Origin of the sequence: Aquipluma nitroreducens, assembly GCF_009689585.1 — a bacterium.
Taxonomy (GTDB): Bacteria; Bacteroidota; Bacteroidia; order Bacteroidales; family Prolixibacteraceae; genus Aquipluma; species Aquipluma nitroreducens.
Genome location: NZ_AP018694.1, coordinates 3,379,953 through 3,396,082 on the forward strand (window position 1 = coordinate 3,379,953; position 16,130 = coordinate 3,396,082).

At 42.5% G+C, this 16,130-nt stretch carries 14 protein-coding genes; 11 read left to right on the forward strand and 3 right to left on the reverse strand.

Translation table 11 applies throughout. From position 1 onward, the window contains the following. Positions 1 to 34 precede the first annotated feature (34 nt). From AQPE_RS14170 to AQPE_RS14180, 3 genes are all read right to left on the reverse strand, one after another. Positions 35 to 727, reverse strand: a complete 693-nt coding sequence (locus AQPE_RS14170) for an NUDIX hydrolase (protein ID WP_318347154.1) — start codon at positions 725 to 727, stop codon at positions 35 to 37. Positions 728 to 734: 7 nt separating this feature from the next. Then, positions 735 to 1,694: a GNAT family N-acetyltransferase gene (locus tag AQPE_RS14175; RefSeq protein WP_318347155.1), complete on the reverse strand. Its 960-nt coding sequence runs from the start codon at positions 1,692 to 1,694 to the stop codon at positions 735 to 737. A 70-nt stretch (positions 1,695 to 1,764) separates the two neighbouring features. Continuing rightward, positions 1,765 to 2,613, reverse strand: coding sequence for a 1-acyl-sn-glycerol-3-phosphate acyltransferase (locus AQPE_RS14180; protein ID WP_318347156.1), 849 nt, complete (start codon positions 2,611 to 2,613; stop codon positions 1,765 to 1,767). 395 nt (positions 2,614 to 3,008) lie between these two features. On the opposite strand from AQPE_RS14180, the gene AQPE_RS14185 reads away from it, so the two are divergent. From AQPE_RS14185 to AQPE_RS14235, 11 genes are all read left to right on the forward strand, one after another. Continuing rightward, complete coding sequence (locus tag AQPE_RS14185; protein WP_318347157.1) at positions 3,009 to 3,470, forward strand: division/cell wall cluster transcriptional repressor MraZ; 462 nt, start codon at positions 3,009 to 3,011, stop codon at positions 3,468 to 3,470. Beyond that, the gene (gene rsmH / locus AQPE_RS14190; RefSeq protein ID WP_318347158.1) at positions 3,470 to 4,375 is read left to right on the forward strand and encodes a 16S rRNA (cytosine(1402)-N(4))-methyltransferase RsmH; all 906 of its coding nucleotides are present in this window, start codon (positions 3,470 to 3,472) and stop codon (positions 4,373 to 4,375) included. The genes AQPE_RS14185 and rsmH overlap by 1 nt, the downstream gene beginning before the upstream one ends. Further along, a complete protein-coding gene (locus tag AQPE_RS14195) occupies positions 4,372 to 4,737 on the forward strand; it encodes an FtsL-like putative cell division protein (RefSeq protein WP_318347159.1) in 366 nt (121 codons plus the stop codon). The genes rsmH and AQPE_RS14195 overlap by 4 nt, the downstream gene beginning before the upstream one ends. Continuing rightward, entirely contained in the window at positions 4,737 to 7,334 is a 2,598-nt protein-coding gene (locus AQPE_RS14200) for a penicillin-binding transpeptidase domain-containing protein (protein WP_318347160.1), read from the forward strand. The genes AQPE_RS14195 and AQPE_RS14200 overlap by 1 nt, the downstream gene beginning before the upstream one ends. 5 nt (positions 7,335 to 7,339) lie before the next feature. Beyond that, the gene (locus AQPE_RS14205) at positions 7,340 to 8,797 is read left to right on the forward strand and encodes a UDP-N-acetylmuramoyl-L-alanyl-D-glutamate--2,6-diaminopimelate ligase (RefSeq protein WP_318347161.1); all 1,458 of its coding nucleotides are present in this window, start codon (positions 7,340 to 7,342) and stop codon (positions 8,795 to 8,797) included. Positions 8,798 to 8,809: 12 nt separating this feature from the next. Continuing rightward, positions 8,810 to 10,060, forward strand: a complete 1,251-nt coding sequence (mraY, locus tag AQPE_RS14210; RefSeq protein ID WP_318347162.1) for a phospho-N-acetylmuramoyl-pentapeptide-transferase — start codon at positions 8,810 to 8,812, stop codon at positions 10,058 to 10,060. Between the two features lie 4 nt (positions 10,061 to 10,064). Beyond that, positions 10,065 to 11,402, forward strand: a complete 1,338-nt coding sequence (murD, locus tag AQPE_RS14215; RefSeq protein ID WP_318347163.1) for a UDP-N-acetylmuramoyl-L-alanine--D-glutamate ligase — start codon at positions 10,065 to 10,067, stop codon at positions 11,400 to 11,402. Between the two features lies 1 nt (position 11,403). After that, on the forward strand, positions 11,404 to 12,639 hold the full coding sequence (locus tag AQPE_RS14220; RefSeq protein ID WP_318347164.1) for an FtsW/RodA/SpoVE family cell cycle protein: 1,236 nt from the start codon (positions 11,404 to 11,406) through the stop codon (positions 12,637 to 12,639). Position 12,640: 1 nt separating this feature from the next. After that, positions 12,641 to 13,771 carry an undecaprenyldiphospho-muramoylpentapeptide beta-N-acetylglucosaminyltransferase gene (gene murG, locus AQPE_RS14225; RefSeq protein ID WP_318347165.1) on the forward strand — a complete coding sequence of 377 codons (1,131 nt, stop codon included), beginning with the start codon at positions 12,641 to 12,643 and terminating at the stop codon, positions 13,769 to 13,771. A 95-nt stretch (positions 13,772 to 13,866) separates the two neighbouring features. Then, a complete protein-coding gene (gene murC / locus AQPE_RS14230) occupies positions 13,867 to 15,387 on the forward strand; it encodes a UDP-N-acetylmuramate--L-alanine ligase (protein ID WP_318347166.1) in 1,521 nt (506 codons plus the stop codon). Then, positions 15,374 to 16,129: a cell division protein FtsQ/DivIB gene (locus AQPE_RS14235; protein WP_318347167.1), complete on the forward strand. Its 756-nt coding sequence runs from the start codon at positions 15,374 to 15,376 to the stop codon at positions 16,127 to 16,129. Before murC ends, AQPE_RS14235 begins: the two co-directional genes overlap by 14 nt. The last annotated feature ends 1 nt before the right edge of the window (position 16,130 follow it).

Here is a 16,130-nt window from a genome sequence, read left to right on the forward strand (position 1 = left end):
GAATCAAGTTTAAAGTCTATTCTCTTGTGACTTTTTATAATTCAAAATTAAATCCCCGTTTCAATAAATCCTGATATTTATTGGCATCAAAGCGGTAGTACCAGGCTCCCTTGCGCGACGATTCTTTTTCTTTCTCTTCCAGCTTTTCCAATAAGTCCATGGCTAAAAGCTTCCGGCGGAAATTGCGTTTATCGAGTGTTTTGCTGTATATGGCTTCGTATAAACCCTGAAGTTGTGGAATGGTAAATTTGTCGGGAAGTAGTTCAAAACCAATAGGCTGAGTTCTTGCCCTGACCTGTAATTTTTTAAGAGCCCGTTCAACCATAGCCGAATGGTCAAAAATTAACTGTGGCATGGCAGAAATTGGAATCCAGGTAGCTCCATGAGTTTTTACCAGCTCAAGGTCGGAGGCATTGATTTTTATAAGGGCGAAATAAGCGATTGAAATGATTCGTGCTCCTGGATCGCGATTGAGTTCTCCGAACGAGTAAAGTTGTTCCATGTACACATTCGAAAGGCCGGTAAGTTGGTTTAGGATTCGCTTGGCGGCCTCGTCAACGCCTTCATTGTTTTTCAGAAATCCACCCATTAGCGACCATTCTCCTTTTGCCGGCTGAAAATTTCTTTTCAGCAGAAGCAAGTTTAGCTCGCGTCCTTCTTCGTCGTATCCGAAAATGATGGAATCGACTGCAACATGGAATTTTTCGTGTTCGCTATAATATGACATCGTTGTGTTATTCAGGTAAAGGCCAATCGTTGGTTTCTTTGGTGCGCAAATAAGTTTCGATGTGTCGATCTGTTTTTGCTTCGTATATATCGGAGATTGTCAGGATAATTCCAGTTTCCTCAACATCACCAAACGTATCGTTTATTACTGTTCCAAAGGTTTTCATCGATGGGCTCAGGTTCATGTACGAATTTATCAACGGTGGTATATTCTCTCCAAATTCGCGTACTTTTTGCGAAAGTATTTTGTAATCTTCTTTGTACGATCCACCATTAAATACTCTTTCCATCTCTTTGATGTCGATTCCTAAATCCAACGGGTGAATTGGAGTTACCAGATTCTCGTTGTCGTTGAAGTATTTCATAAAGAAATACATGATCAGGTTACGGGCTTTGGTATGGAAGTGGGTGTACATAGTCACTTTACCAAAGAAATATTTGATTTCGGGATGATCAACGATGAGAGCGCCTAGTCCATCCCATAAATTATCGAGTGCAAACAAAGCTTTGGCTCCGGCCTTGCTCGATTGATAATGGGGCTGAACAAAGGAACGGCCTAGTTCAAGCGTATAAGGAAGATATTCTTTGATAAATTTGTCGGAGAAATTGAAGAGATGAGTGGTAGCAAGTTGTACGACTCCGTTTTTGTCTAATGGAACATCTTTACATAAAATATAACGATATCCACCAATTATTTCCATAGCCTGAGGGTCCCAAACGATAAGTTGTTTGTATGGATCGCTGCAAGTATCGTATTCGTCAATGTCAACATCCTCTCCTGTGCCTCCTCCTGCGTCCCGAAATGTGATTTCCCTAACACGGCCAATTTCCCGCATCACGTTAGGCGAATCCTGAAAGGTAACAATGTATATTTCGTTGTCGGCTTTGTTCGTTTTTCGCATTAACTTGTCCGGTGTCAGTTCTGCCAATAGAGCTTCTTTTGACACTGGTGCAATGATATCCTTCATACTGATTTTGTCTGAATTTTTAGAGCTACAAAACTAAAAAAAATCCATAAGAAATGATTTTTTCCTTTGATTAATGTTGGCTATACAGTTGATTTGGTAATTTGTACACAATGTCCCTGACTTCGGCGGCCCATTGGTCTGAAGTTTTACTTTTATCGAAATGAGTATAGGGTATTGGCTTGCCAAAAGTGATAGTAAATTTTTGATTTTTATGCCCAAAAGTTTCGTCGGCCAGGTAAAACATTTCGAGGTTCCATTTCATCTTGAAAAAGGTTCTGAAATTAGCCAGGGAGTAAAAAAAGCCTGAATTTCTACCACTAACGTGAATTGGAATGACATCACGCTGGTATTCAATCGATTTGGCAATGAAATGCTTTTTCCATTCGAAGTCCTGAATTGTTCCTTTGATTCGCCTTGATGCAAATCCGGAGGGGAAAATCAATATTTGTTTGTCGGATGAATACGCCTCATGAATTTGTTTGATCACATCTTTGCTGAGGCCACCATGTTTATTTAGAGGAACAAAAATCGGAGTTAATTGGGGGATGCTCATCAGTACGTCATTAACCAACGTAATCGTTTCACCCATTAAGCGATCGATGTTGCATAAAATTAGCAGAGCATCGAATCCTCCCAGTGGATGGTTCGATGCGAAAATGAAACGCCCCGAAGTTGGAAGGTTTTCTATTCCATTTATCGTTTCGTGAACATTGAAATGTTTGACCATGCTGCGTGCAAATTCAATCCCTCTTTCGTTGCCATGATTGGCCAACAGTTCATTGATTTCGTCAATGTGCATGATGCGGTTAATGTACCGGTAAACAAATCCCGGAAGCTTTTTAGCAAGCTTCGGATTCTTTTTAAGGAACATCTCCTTAATGTTAATTGGCTTTACCGGTTCCTGATTTTCCAAATCCATTGCTGATCGTTAAAATGAAGCCGAAAATATAAAATAAATGTAAACAGTTTCTGGATTGCACTTAATTTCTGAGTCGAGATTGATGCCTGATCGCTCCATGCTGTCATCTTAAAAGTTTATCAACATTTGGCTTTTTATACTTTCGAAGTTGCTTTTGATTATTACTTTTGCGGCTTTGAAACGATTTATTAACTGATTTTTGAATTGTTAATAAGTTTTAAGATCCTGAAAATAAAATTGTTAATTACGCGTTGTTGCTTTTACAAACAAGTTATAAACAATTTATGTGTTTATATTACCATAATTATAGTGACTTAGATAGACTTAAATAGACTTAAATAGACCGATGTATTTTGAATTTTATTACTTTTACATGTAAATCTTAAAAGCTTCAAATGTTAATTTTTTCGGGAGAAATACGAGCAACTTTCGATGAGAAAGGACGAGTAGTGTTACCAGCCGATTATAAAAATCAGATGGGTGGTAACGTTCCCGGTGGTCAATTGGCCATCGAAATTGACAGGTATGAAAAGTGCTTGAACGTTTATACCATGGATGAGTGGGAGAAACGTATTTTAAAATTCAGGTCGAAATTGAATTTAAATAATCGGGAACACAGCAAAATTCTCGATGGAATTTTGCGGAAATGCCGAATAATTGCGGTACCCGAAAATTGCCGGTTTACGGTTCCTGCAAATTTTCTTGAATTTGCCGGGATTACAAAAGAAGTGGTTTTTACTGGTCAGCTAGAGCGGTTGCGGATTTGGGATGCAAATGAATATCAAAGCTATGCCGGATCTTTAACTGAATGTGATGATTCATATGAGCAGAAATTCGGTGGCGAAGAATTGGACTAATGGAAAGAGAATATCATGTACCTGTTTTGTTGGCCGAAAGTGTCGACGGACTGGAAATTAAGGCGAATGGCGATTATGTTGACGTTACTTTTGGTGGCGGTGGTCATTCGCGCGAAATTTTTAGCCGGCTTAAAACCGGACGCCTTTTTGCTTTTGACCAGGACGAAGATGCTGCAGTAAATATCATTCACGACGAACGATTTTTCTTCATCAGGCACAATTTTAAATACATCCGAAATTTTTTAAGGTATTACGATGTTGAACAGGTTGACGGTATTTTGGCCGACTTGGGCGTTTCGTCGCACGATTTTGACGTGGCAGAGCGAGGTTTTTCGTTTCGCTTCGATGGCGATTTGGATATGCGAATGAACCGCGATTCGACGCAAAGTGCCGCTGATATTGTAAATACGTTTACCGAAGACCAGCTCCGGACAATGTTTCGCGAATATGGCGAAATCGATAATGCCGGTCGATTGGCCAAACAGTTGGTGTTTGCCCGCGATTCGAAACCGATTAAAACCATTGAGCAGTTTAAAGAGTCAATCGCTCCATGTGTGCCGAAATTTCAGGAAAGTAAATATCTGGCTAAGGTTTTTCAGGCTTTGCGCATCGAAACCAACAAGGAAATGGATGTATTGCACGAATTTCTGGAGCAAAGCATACAATTATTGAAGCCAGGTGGCCGGTTGGTGGTCATTACTTACCATTCGTTGGAAGATCGCATGGTGAAGAATTTCATCAAATCGGGCGACTTTTCAGGAAAACAGGAAAAGGACTTTTTTGGAAATGTTGAGTCTCCTTTGGTAGCTATAAATCGCAAAGTTATCGTACCGAACGAAGAGGAGATCGAGCGGAATCCACGGGCTCGCAGTGCCAAATTGCGAATTGCAGAAAAGAACGCATGACAGAGAAGAAAGAAAATAGCAAGAAGCGAATTTCGACAGCCGGATTAAAGAGTATTCTGGTTGGCAGCGCGTTGTCGAGCGAGAAGGTAACCAAGCAAATACCTTTTGTGATTTTCCTTGCGCTGTTGGGAATTGGTTTAATCACCAACCGATATATCACTGAAAAGACCATTCGGCAAATGGAAATGGTGCGTGATTCGCTTAAAGAATATAAATCAGAGTCGGTGATACATGAAACGGAACTGATGTACATCAATCGTCCTTCGGAAGTGACCAGAAGGGTGATTGAAAGGAAAATAGATTTGATAGAACCGATAGAACCGCCTAAACGGATCAAGGTAAAAAAAATGGAGACTAAATAATGGAAATCAGGAAAGCTATAACCTTACGATTTGGCATCGTGTATTTTGCGATTGCCATCTTCGGACTTGTTATAATTGGCCGGATTCTAATTATTCAGAATGTGGATACCCAGAAATGGCAGGAGATTGCCAAAGACCTGAGAAGCAATACCACCGAGATTTGGGCTAAACGTGGAAATATTTGTGCCGACGATGGAAGTATTTTATCGACTTCGGTTCCCTATTACGAAATCCGCATGGACATGATGGCGCCCCGGATCCAGCAAGTATTCGATAAATCTTCAGAACAGATGGTCGATGAGCTTTCGGCTTTCTTTGGAGTTGACAAAACCGATTTCCGCAGCCGTGTACGGGCTGCTTACGACAAGAAGAACAGGTGGTTTTTGATCAATCCGGAAGAAATTGATCACAATAAATTTCAGGAATTTAAATTGCTGAAAACCATGTCGAAGAGCTATTTCGGGTCCGGGCTTATTGTCGTAACCGAAAACCGACGGATCCTGCCTCACGGCGATCTGGCAAGCCGCACCATTGGTGTGCTAAATAAAGGGGCTTTTGGTGGCGTTCACGGAAACGTTGGATTTACCGGTGTTGAAGGTCTGTCTGAAAATTATCTGGCAGGTATAAACGGGCTTGCTCTTAAGCGTAATTTCTCCGGAAATTGGATTAATACTCCATTGGTCGAACCCAAAGAAGGCAAAGACGTGATTACAACGATCAATGTTAATCTTCAGGATTATGCCCAAACAGCTTTGGGGAAACAAATGGAGGTCAGCCAGGCAGAGTGGGGGACAGCTATTGTGATGGAAGTAAAAACCGGTAACATCAAGGCAATTGCTAATATGGGTCTCAAAAAGGACGGCACTTATGGCGAGACTTACAATTTTGCCTTTGGCCATGCGGGTTGCAGCGAACCTGGGTCAACTTTTAAACTGATGTCGCTCATCGCTGCGATGGATGCAGGTTATGCCGATACATCTGAACTTGTCGATACGGGTCGCGGTATCTGGGAGTATAAAGGGCAGAAGATGAAAGACAGTGATTACGATCATGGAGGCCATGGATTGATCAGTCTGAAAAGAACATTTGAACTCTCTTCAAACATTGGAACTGCGAAGATTATTTGCAAATACTATGAAGGCAAAGAAAAAGAATTTATCGACCGTATTTATAGTTTTGGTTTGAACAAGCAACTGGGTCTTGGATTTCTTGGAGAAGCCGAGCCCCGGATCAAATATCCTACCGATCCTGATTGGTGGGGACCTTCTCTTGCCTGGATTGCGCATGGTTACGAAATCAAAATTGCTCCGATCCAAACGCTTACTTTTTACAATGCTGTTGCCAACAATGGAGTAATGGTTAAGCCAAAATTCATCGAAGAAATCAGAGAAGACGGAATTCCTGTCCGAAAGTTTCAGACTGAAGTCATCAATCCCATGCTCTGTTCAAAAACAACGCTTGGCAAAGCTCAGGATATGTTAAAAGGCGTTTGTATACGGGGAACCGGCAAAAGTCTGAGTAATCCGTATTATACTATTGCCGGCAAAACGGGAACTGCTGTTATTGCCAACGAAAATAAGGGTTATACCAGCGGTGGAGCCAAAAAATATCAGGCTTCATTTTGTGGCTATTTCCCCGCCGATAATCCGAAATACAGCATTATTGTAGTTATTGTTGGTCCGCAGGGAGCTTTCTACGGAGGTTCGGTTGCAGGTCCGGTATTCCGCGGCATTGCCGATAAAGTTTATGCTGCATATCTCGAACCTGCAAAAGATTCAATTCCACCATACAACGAAGTTCCACAGGTCAAACCGGGCTTGAAAGACGATGTGATGCTGCTTGCCAAAGATCTTGGATTTAAAAATCAGGAACAAAATATGACCGCACAGCGTGTGGCTGTCACCAACGATTCGATGACAGTATTTATTAATGGAGTTAACGACACGCCTGGTATTATCCCTGATGTTATCGGAATGGGAGCCAGCGATGCGGTTTATTTGCTTGAACAATCCGGTTTGAAAGCCGACATGAGTGGTTTCGGTCGGGTTTTCAGGCAATCGCCTGTTCCGGGAACGCCGGCAGCTAAAGGAGATGCAGTTTCGCTCGAATTGGGTTTCGATGACCTTCAAATCGTGAAAAAGGATAGCTTAAATAAAATCGATTCCATTCAGGCCGCGGCATTTATTCCTGTTCCTGTTCAAAAAACTGCACAGCCGGAGATTGCTCCTGAAGTGGTGAATCCAAAGGTAGAGAAGAAATCGACTACAGGTTCCAAAACTAGTAAGACTTCCACAGCAAAGCCCAATCAGGCGGCTATTGATAAGTGGAAGGCAAAAGTAGCTGCTCAAAAGGCGTTGGAAGAAAAGAATGCAACTAAGAAAAGTTCAGTAAAGCCAAAGGCAAGTCCTGAGGCAATTGCCAAATGGAAGGCAAAGGTTGCAGCTCAGAAAGCTCAGGAGGCGAAGGGTGCAACGAAGAAAAGCGCAGAAAAACCAAAGGCAAGTCCTGAAGCAATTGCCAAATGGAAGGCAAAAGTTGCAGCACAAAAAGCAGCAGATAAAAAGAAAAAAACAAATACAGTTCAACCTAAAAAATAACAGCAATGAAACCGTTAAAAGATATACTTGCAGGCATAGGGTTGCTCGAAACCAGAGGAGATTTATCTGTTCAGGTTCGCAGTATTCAGTTCGATTCGCGAAAGGTTGAAGCTGGCGATTTGTTTGTTGCTGTTAAAGGAACACACGTTGATGGTCATCAATATATTGCCAAAGCGATACAGTTGGGTGCTGTCGCTGTGGTTTGTGAAGATGTTCCGGAAAATTTCCCTTCGGGTGTGGTATTGGTAAAAATTGAAAATACCCAAATCAATTTCGGGAAAATGGCCGCGGCCTTTTACAATAACCCATCAACCAATTTAAAGGTTGTTGGAGTTACCGGAACCAATGGGAAGACAACGATTGCCAGTCTTCTTTACAAGACTTTCTGCTTACTTGGATATAAAGTCGGATTAATTTCGACCATAAAATATTACGTTGGCGAGGATGAATTTCATGCCACGCACACCACACCTGATGCGTTGCAGATTCAGGAGCTGATGGCTAAAATGGTTGATGCCGGATGTGAATATTGCTTTATGGAGGTTAGTTCGCATGCCATCGATCAGGATCGGATTAGCGGAATTGATTTCGATGGAGGCATTTTCACCAACCTGACGCACGATCACCTGGATTACCACAAAACTTTTGCTGAATACCTGAAAGCAAAGAAGAAATTTTTTGATCAGCTTCCTTCAACCGCTTTTGCTTTGACCAACGCCGACGATAAAAACGGAATGGTGATGCTTCAGAATACGAAGGCAGCAAAGCAAACCTATTCGCTTCGGTCGTTGGCCAACTTCCATTGCAAAGTGCTCGAAAAACATTTCGATGGAATGCTCCTGAGTATTGATGGTCAGGAAGTTTGGACGCATTTTACTGGTGTTTTCAATGCAAGTAACCTGATGGCTGTTATGGGCGCTACCCTTCTTTTGGGTGTTGACCGCGACGAGATACTTCGGATTCTGAGTGAATTGCGTCCTGTTTCAGGCCGTTTCGAAATTCTTCGTTCGCCGGAAGGGAAATATGCTGTTGTTGATTATGCGCATACTCCCGATGCCATTCAGAATGTTTTATCCGGAATTGCTGAAATACGAACTGGGAACGAACAGGTAATTACAGTAGTTGGTGCTGGTGGCGACCGCGATAAAACGAAACGTCCGGAAATGGCGCAGGAAGCTGTCCGCCTAAGCGATAAAGTAATCCTGACTTCAGATAATCCTCGTTCGGAAGAGCCTGAACAAATTTTGGCCGACATGGAAGCTGGCATTGAGGCTCATCAAAAGCACAAAGTTTTGTCGATTGTGAACCGCAAAGAAGCCATTAAAACGGCTTGTATGCTTGCTAAACCCGGCGACATTATTTTGGTTGCAGGGAAAGGTCACGAAGACTATCAGGAAATAAAGGGAGTGAAATATCATTTCGACGACAAAGAAGTGATTAACGAGATTTTTGGAAATAATTAAAAATAGATAACCATGTTTTACCACCTGTATCAGCTTTTAAAGGATTATGATGTTCCAGGTTTGGGAATGTTTCAATACATCTCTTTCCGGTCGGGGGCGGCGATTATTGTATCGTTGCTGATTACCATCGGGTTTGGGAAAAAGCTGATCAAATTTTTACAGCGCAAGCAAATTGGCGAAGAAGTTCGCGACCTGGGACTTGAGGGTCAGATGCAGAAAAAAGGTACACCGACAATGGGAGGAATCATTATTTTGGCTTCGATCCTTATTCCGACACTTTTGTTTGCCCGGCTCAATAATGTCTATATTATCCTGATGATCATCACCACGGTTTGGCTTGGTTTGATTGGGTTTGCCGATGATTACATCAAAGTTTTCCTGAAAGATAAACAAGGATTGGCCGGAAAGTTCAAGATTTTAGGACAGGTTTCTTTGGGAATTATAGTTGCCGCAACCTTGTATTTCTCAGACGATGTAGTGGTTCGCCAGAGGGTTGTCGATGTCAACGGAATGTTTGTGAAAGAAATGGTGACCGACAGTATTACCGGTCAGAAGCGATTGCAACATGTGACAAAGGCAGTTAAATCGACAAGAACGACGATTCCATTCATGAAAAACCATGAGTTGAGTTACGGCACGTTTGTGGCTTTTTTTGGTAAAAATGCCAGGAATTGGGGCTGGATTGTTTATGCTTTGGCCATTATTTTGATCATTACCGCAGTTTCGAATGCAGCCAACCTCACTGATGGAATTGATGGGCTGGCAACCGGGACTTCGGCCATTAGCGGGGCAACTCTGGGGATTCTGGCCTATGTGAGCGGTAACGTCATTTATGCCGATTACCTGAACATTATGTACATTCCGAATTTGGGCGAGTTGACCGTATTTATTTCCGCATTTATCGGAGCAACCGTCGGGTTTCTCTGGTACAATTCATACCCTGCACAGGTGTTCATGGGCGATACCGGTAGTTTGGCGTTGGGTGGTATTCTGGCCGTTTTTGCCATTATTATCCGGAAGGAAATCCTGATTCCGATTTTGTGCGGAATCTTCGTAATCGAAAATCTTTCGGTAGTTATTCAGGTAGCTTATTTTAAATATACCAAACGGAAATATGGCGAAGGTCGCCGTGTTTTCCTGATGAGTCCGATCCATCATCATTTTCAGAAACAGGGAATACCTGAACCAAAAATTGTGACCCGTTTTTGGATCGTCGGGATTATCCTGGCGGTATTGACGATCGTAACCTTAAAAATGCGATAAGAGAATGAATAAAAGAGCAGTCATATTAGGAGCCGCCGAAAGTGGAGTAGGTGCAGCCATTCTGGCGCGCAAGCAGGGCTTCGACGTGTTTGTATCTGACCTTGGAACGATCAAAGACAAATACAAAAAAGAATTGACCGATCGTCAGTTCGACTTTGAAGAAGGCCAACATACGGAAGAGAAAATATTAAATGCGGATTTGGTTATTAAGAGTCCTGGTATTCCGGATAAAGCGCCGCTGATTAAGAAACTGAAAGAAAAGGGAGTTTCTATTATTTCTGAAATCGAATTTGCCGGAAGATATACTTCAGCAAAAAAGGTTTGCATTACCGGAAGCAACGGAAAAACTACTACCACACTGCTGATCTATCACATGTTTCAGAAAGCGGGTTTAAATGTGGGTTTGGCCGGAAATGTTGGACAAAGCATGGCCTGGCAGGTAGCAGAACAGAATTTCGACTACTACGTGATTGAATTGAGCAGTTTCCAGTTGGACGGGATGTACGAATTCAAAGCCGACATTGCCATTTTGCTGAATATCACCCCCGATCATTTGGATCGGTACGACTATAAAATGCAGAACTACGTGGATTCGAAATTCAGGATTGCGCAAAATCAGACTGCCGATGATCTTTTCATCTATTGCGCTGATGATCCGGTAGTGAAGCTTGAAATGTCGAAACGGAAACTGGGCGCCAGATGTATTCCTTTCGGATTGGGTGTTCCACCTGCAGAAGGCGCTGGAATTATTGATAACAACATGATTATTAACTGGGAACAAAATATTTTTACTATGTCTATTTTAGATATTGCATTACAGGGGAGCCACAATACCTACAATTCGATGGCTGCGGGTATTTCAGGAAAGGCAGTGAACATCAGGAATGAAAAAATTCGTGAGAGCATGGCCGATTTCAAAGGAGTTGAACATCGTCTCGAACGGTTTTTGAAAGTTCATGGCATTGAGTTCATCAACGACTCAAAAGCTACGAACATCAACTCAACCTGGTATGCGCTCGAAAGTATGACGCAGAAGACGGTTTGGATTGTCGGGGGAATTGATAAAGGAAACGACTATTCGGAGTTGTTCGAATTGGTTAAATCGAAGGTAAAAGCTATCGTTTGCCTTGGAGTTGACAATTCAAAAATTCTGGAAGCCTTTAAAACCCTTGGAATTGATATGGTTGAAACGCAATCGATGGAAGATGCTGTTCGTTCGGCCTATTTTCTGGCTAAGAATGGCGATACCGTTTTGCTTTCACCGGCATGTGCAAGTTTCGATTTATTCGAAAATTACGAGGACCGCGGTCATCAGTTTAAACAGGCAGTAAGGGAATTGTAAAATGGCAGGCAGACTGGCTAAAATATTTAAGGGGGATTTAACGCTTTGGGTGATATTGATCTTTTTATCACTGATTTCATTGGTAATTGTGTACAGTGCAACGGGGAAACTGGCCTATCGCGAAGCAAACGGGAATACCATGTATTACCTGATCAGACAGGTCTTGTTTATCCTGGTGGGATTTGGAATTATGCTTTTCCTGGTGAATGTTTTACCGGTTACGCTTTATTTTAAAATATCTCCTGTGCTGATTGGGATTACCATATTCACCTTGATTTTAGCCATCATTCAGTATAAATTAACGGGAAGTGCCGATAATAAGGAAACGTCTCGTTCGTTGAATATGCCGTTCTTTAGCTTTCAGCCGGCCGAGTTGGCGAAGATTTCACTGATCATGTATGCGGCGCGACTGTTATCAAAAGCTCAGCGCACCGAAGAAGAACTTAAAATAGCATTTTATTGGATTACTGGAGTTTCCGGAGTGGTTTGTTTCCTGATTTTCATGAGCAATTTCTCTACGGCAGCGCTTGTATTTGTTACTATTCTAATCCTGATGTTGATTGCACGTGTTTCGTTTAAATATATTTTATCACTTGTTGGAGCCGGTATTGTGGCTGTATTTCTAATCTATGGGGCAGCGACTGCTTTCCCTGATAGTATTGGAAAAGCCGGACGTATCGCTACCGTTAAAGGACGTATCGACGACTTTGTTCATGGCGATAACAATGCAGTAAATGGAACAACTCAGGCCGATTATGCCCGTCTGGCAATTTTTGAGGGTGGCGTATTGGGAAAAGGCCCGGGCAACAGTGAAGTAAGTAACTACATGGAAGCCGGCTATAACGACTTTATTTATGCCATTTTTATTGAAGAATATGGCTTTGTCGGAGGTGCTTTTCTGGCCTTGCTTTACCTTATTTTATTATTCCGGGGAGTAATTATCGTTCGTCGGTGCGAACGAACATTCCCGGCTTTTATGGTTACCGGCTTGGTTTTGCTGATGACCTTTCAGGCATTCATTAACATGGCCGTTTCGGTGGGTGCCGTTCCAGTTACCGGGCAGCCTTTGCCGTGGGTAAGTATGGGAGGTTCGTCGATGTTGTTTACTGCAGCTTCGTTCGGAGTTATTCTGGCAGTGAGCGCGAATAATCAAAAAAATAAAGTCCTGGCCGAAAAATCCTCTCAGGCAGAACAACCAGCTGTTGGTGAAACGCAAAATGAAGATCAGGCATTATAGTATGAAAAAGTTAAAAGTCATAGTAAGTGGGGGAGGAACCGGGGGACATATTTTCCCGGCTGTTTCCATTGCCAACGAGATCAAGGAACGTTTGCCTGAAACTGAAATCCTGTTTGTAGGCGCTCTTGGAAAAATGGAAATGGAACGTGTTCCGGCTGCTGGCTACCGCATTGTTGGTTTGCCGGTCGTTGGTTTTCCACGGAAACCCTCCCTGAAAATGTTGACTTTCTTCTGGAAGTTATTCCAGAGTATGCGTTTGGCCAATAAAGTAATTGCAGACTTTAGCCCTGACGTGGCAATCGGAGTGGGAGGTTTTGCCAGTGGACCGGTATTGAAGGCTGCCGTTCGCAAAGGCGTTCCGGCTGTACTTCAGGAACAGAATTCGTATGCGGGGGTAACCAACAAATTACTGGCCTCGAAGGTGAATAAAATTTGCGTGGCGTACCCAAACATGGAACGGTATTTCCCGGCTGAAAAGATTGTGGTTACTGGTAATCCGATTCGCAAAAATCTGATTGATGCGGTAGTTAATAAAACAGAGGCTTACGAATATTTCAAACTGATTGCTGGAAAACCGGTAGTGTTGCTTGTTGGCGGAAGTTTGGGAGCACGCACGCTGAATGAAAGTGTAATGGCTAATCTGGAGCTGATTCGGGAGTCTGATGCTCAGGTTGTTTGGCAAACAGGAAGCTACTATTATAAAGAGATGCTTGAGCGATTGGGCGACAATTGTCCTAAGAATCTTCAAGCGATGGAGTTCGTGTCAAGGATGGATTTGGCTTATGCAGTGGCTGATGTAGTCATCTCAAGAGCTGGTGCAGGTACCATTTCGGAGCTTTGCCTGTTGGGCAAACCATCGGTTTTGGTGCCGTCGCCCAATGTGGCCGAGGACCATCAGACCAAAAATGCAATGGCACTTGTTGAAAATCAGGCCGCTTTGTTGATAAAAGATGCCGATTCGAAAGAACAATTATGGCCAGAGACCTTTAAATTGCTGGCTGATAAACAGCGGTTAAACAGCCTTTCCGAAAACATCAGGAAACTAGCAAAACCTAATGCTGCCAAAGAAATTGTAGATGTGATTCTGGAGGTAGTTGAGAGTCGGAAGTCAGAAGTCAGAAGTCAGAAGTAAAACGAATATTGATCTGGCTATATCCTTTGCCGTTGGCTTTAGCCAACGGGTTGAGGGGATAAAAATAAATGAGTTCAGCTCCGTAGGAGCGAAATATGAATAGCCCCGGGTTTCAACCCGGGGGAAAGAAAAAACCGGAGGCACCCCGTCCGCACGATAAAAATAAAAAGAGTGAAGGTCTCCTTTCGGACGGAATGAATGGAATGAAAAAAAGAAATAAAAATAGAATGTTAAAATTTACCGACATAAAGCAAGTGTATTTCCTCGGAATCGGGGGAATTGGAATGAGCGCTCTGGCACGTTATTTTGCGAGTCAGGGCATCGCTGTTTCTGGTTACGATCGCACTGCTACCGAATTAACTGCTGCCCTTGAAACCGAAGGAATTGCTGTGCATTACAACGACGATCCGGCTATGCTGCCAGTCAATCTGAATTTAGCTGATTCGCTGATTGTTTATACACCGGCAGTACCAGCCACTCACAAAGAATTGAAAACTTTGATTAGTCGCGGCTTTGAAATACATAAACGTGCTGAAGTGTTAGGCATTATCTGCAACAGCAAACGAACGATAGCGGTTGCCGGAACGCATGGTAAAACCTCTGTGTCGACTATTACTGCGCACATTCTGAAGTCATCGACCAAAGGCTGCGCTGCTTTTATGGGTGGAATTTCTAAAAATTATAAAACCAACCTTTTACTTGACGATACAGGCAGCGAGTGGATTGTTGCTGAAGCCGATGAGTTCGACCGTTCGTTCCTGCACCTTAAACCTGAACTGGCAGTGATTACCTCTATGGATGCCGATCATTTGGATATTTACGGAACGCACGAAAAAGTGATCGAAAGTTTTAAGCTTTTCGCCGGAAATATTAAAGAGGGTGGGGCGTTGGTTCATAAAAAGGGACTTCCGTTGGGTACTGATCCTTCATCCAAATACAAAGCCTATTCGTATTCAATTACTGAAACTGCTGATTTTTGTGCAGTTAATATTGAATTGAAAGATGGCTATTATCAGTTCGACCTGAAAATTCCGGAACGTACCATCGAAAAACTGGTGCTGAATTATCCGGGATTGCTGAATGTTGAAAATGCGGTGGCAGCATCTGCATTGTCACTTTTGGCGGGTGTTTCTGCGGAAGAAATTCGTGGTGCAATGGCAACTTATGCTGGTGTTAAACGCCGGTTCGACATTCACCTGAAAAACGAAAACTTTGTACTGATTGATGACTATGCGCATCATCCCGAAGAACTTCGCGCAACCATTCAATCGGTTCGCGACATTTATAAAGACCGGACGTTGACGGGCGTATTCCAGCCGCACTTATACAGCCGCACCAACGATTTTGCTGATGGGTTTGCTAAGAGTTTAGATCTTTTGGATGAAATTGTGCTGCTCGATATTTACCCGGCACGTGAGTTACCGATGGAAGGCGTGACTTCGGATTTGATTTTTAAACAATTGAAAAATACAAACAAAAGATTGTGTGCCAAGGCAGAATTGGTAAAACTGGCTGCCACATTTAAACCGGGAATAATAATCATGATGGGCGCAGGCGATATTGACACGCTGGTTGAACCGGTAAAAGGGCAATTGTTGAAGTATGAGGATCGTTAAAAAGATATTGATCATTTTGGGTTGGGTGTGTCTGGTAGGAGCTATCGGATTTACAATCTACTACGCTTACATGGAGCGCGAAGCCGTGAGGTGTCAGGAAATTGTAGTGAATATCAATCCGAATTCTCCAAAATTTCTTGACGAAACCGAGATTGCGAATATGATTGAAAAATCGGGTGAAATGATTATTGGAAACAGGCTTTCGAAGATTAATATCAATTTAGTGGAGACTGCATTAAACTCATCTTCGTCGCTGGCTAATGTGCAGGTTTTCAAAAAGGTCGAATCCAAAGGTTTGTCGTTCAAGGGAAAATTGGTGGTTAGTTTGGATGAGAGAACCCCAATTATCCGGATCAAAAATTCGACAGATGACTACTATATGGATATGGAGGGAAATAAAATTCCGACATCGCCAAAATATGTTGAGCGGATTATGATTGCTTCGGGACCCATTGCTGATCCGGAGATACAGAAGAATTTGCTAAAAATGGCCGATTTTGTGAATAAGGATGATTTTTGGAGAGCTCAAATTGAGCAGGTTTTTGTTCAGGCCAATGGCGAGTTACTGCTGTTGCCACAGGTTGGTGATTACCTGATAGAGTTTGGGACACCGGATGATTTTGTTGTGAAATTTAGAAACTTAAAAGAAGTATACCAACAAGGATTTAAAAATCTGGGTTGGAACAAGTATCGAACCATCAGTGTGAAATATCGGAACCAGGTTGTTTGTACAAAAAAGTAGA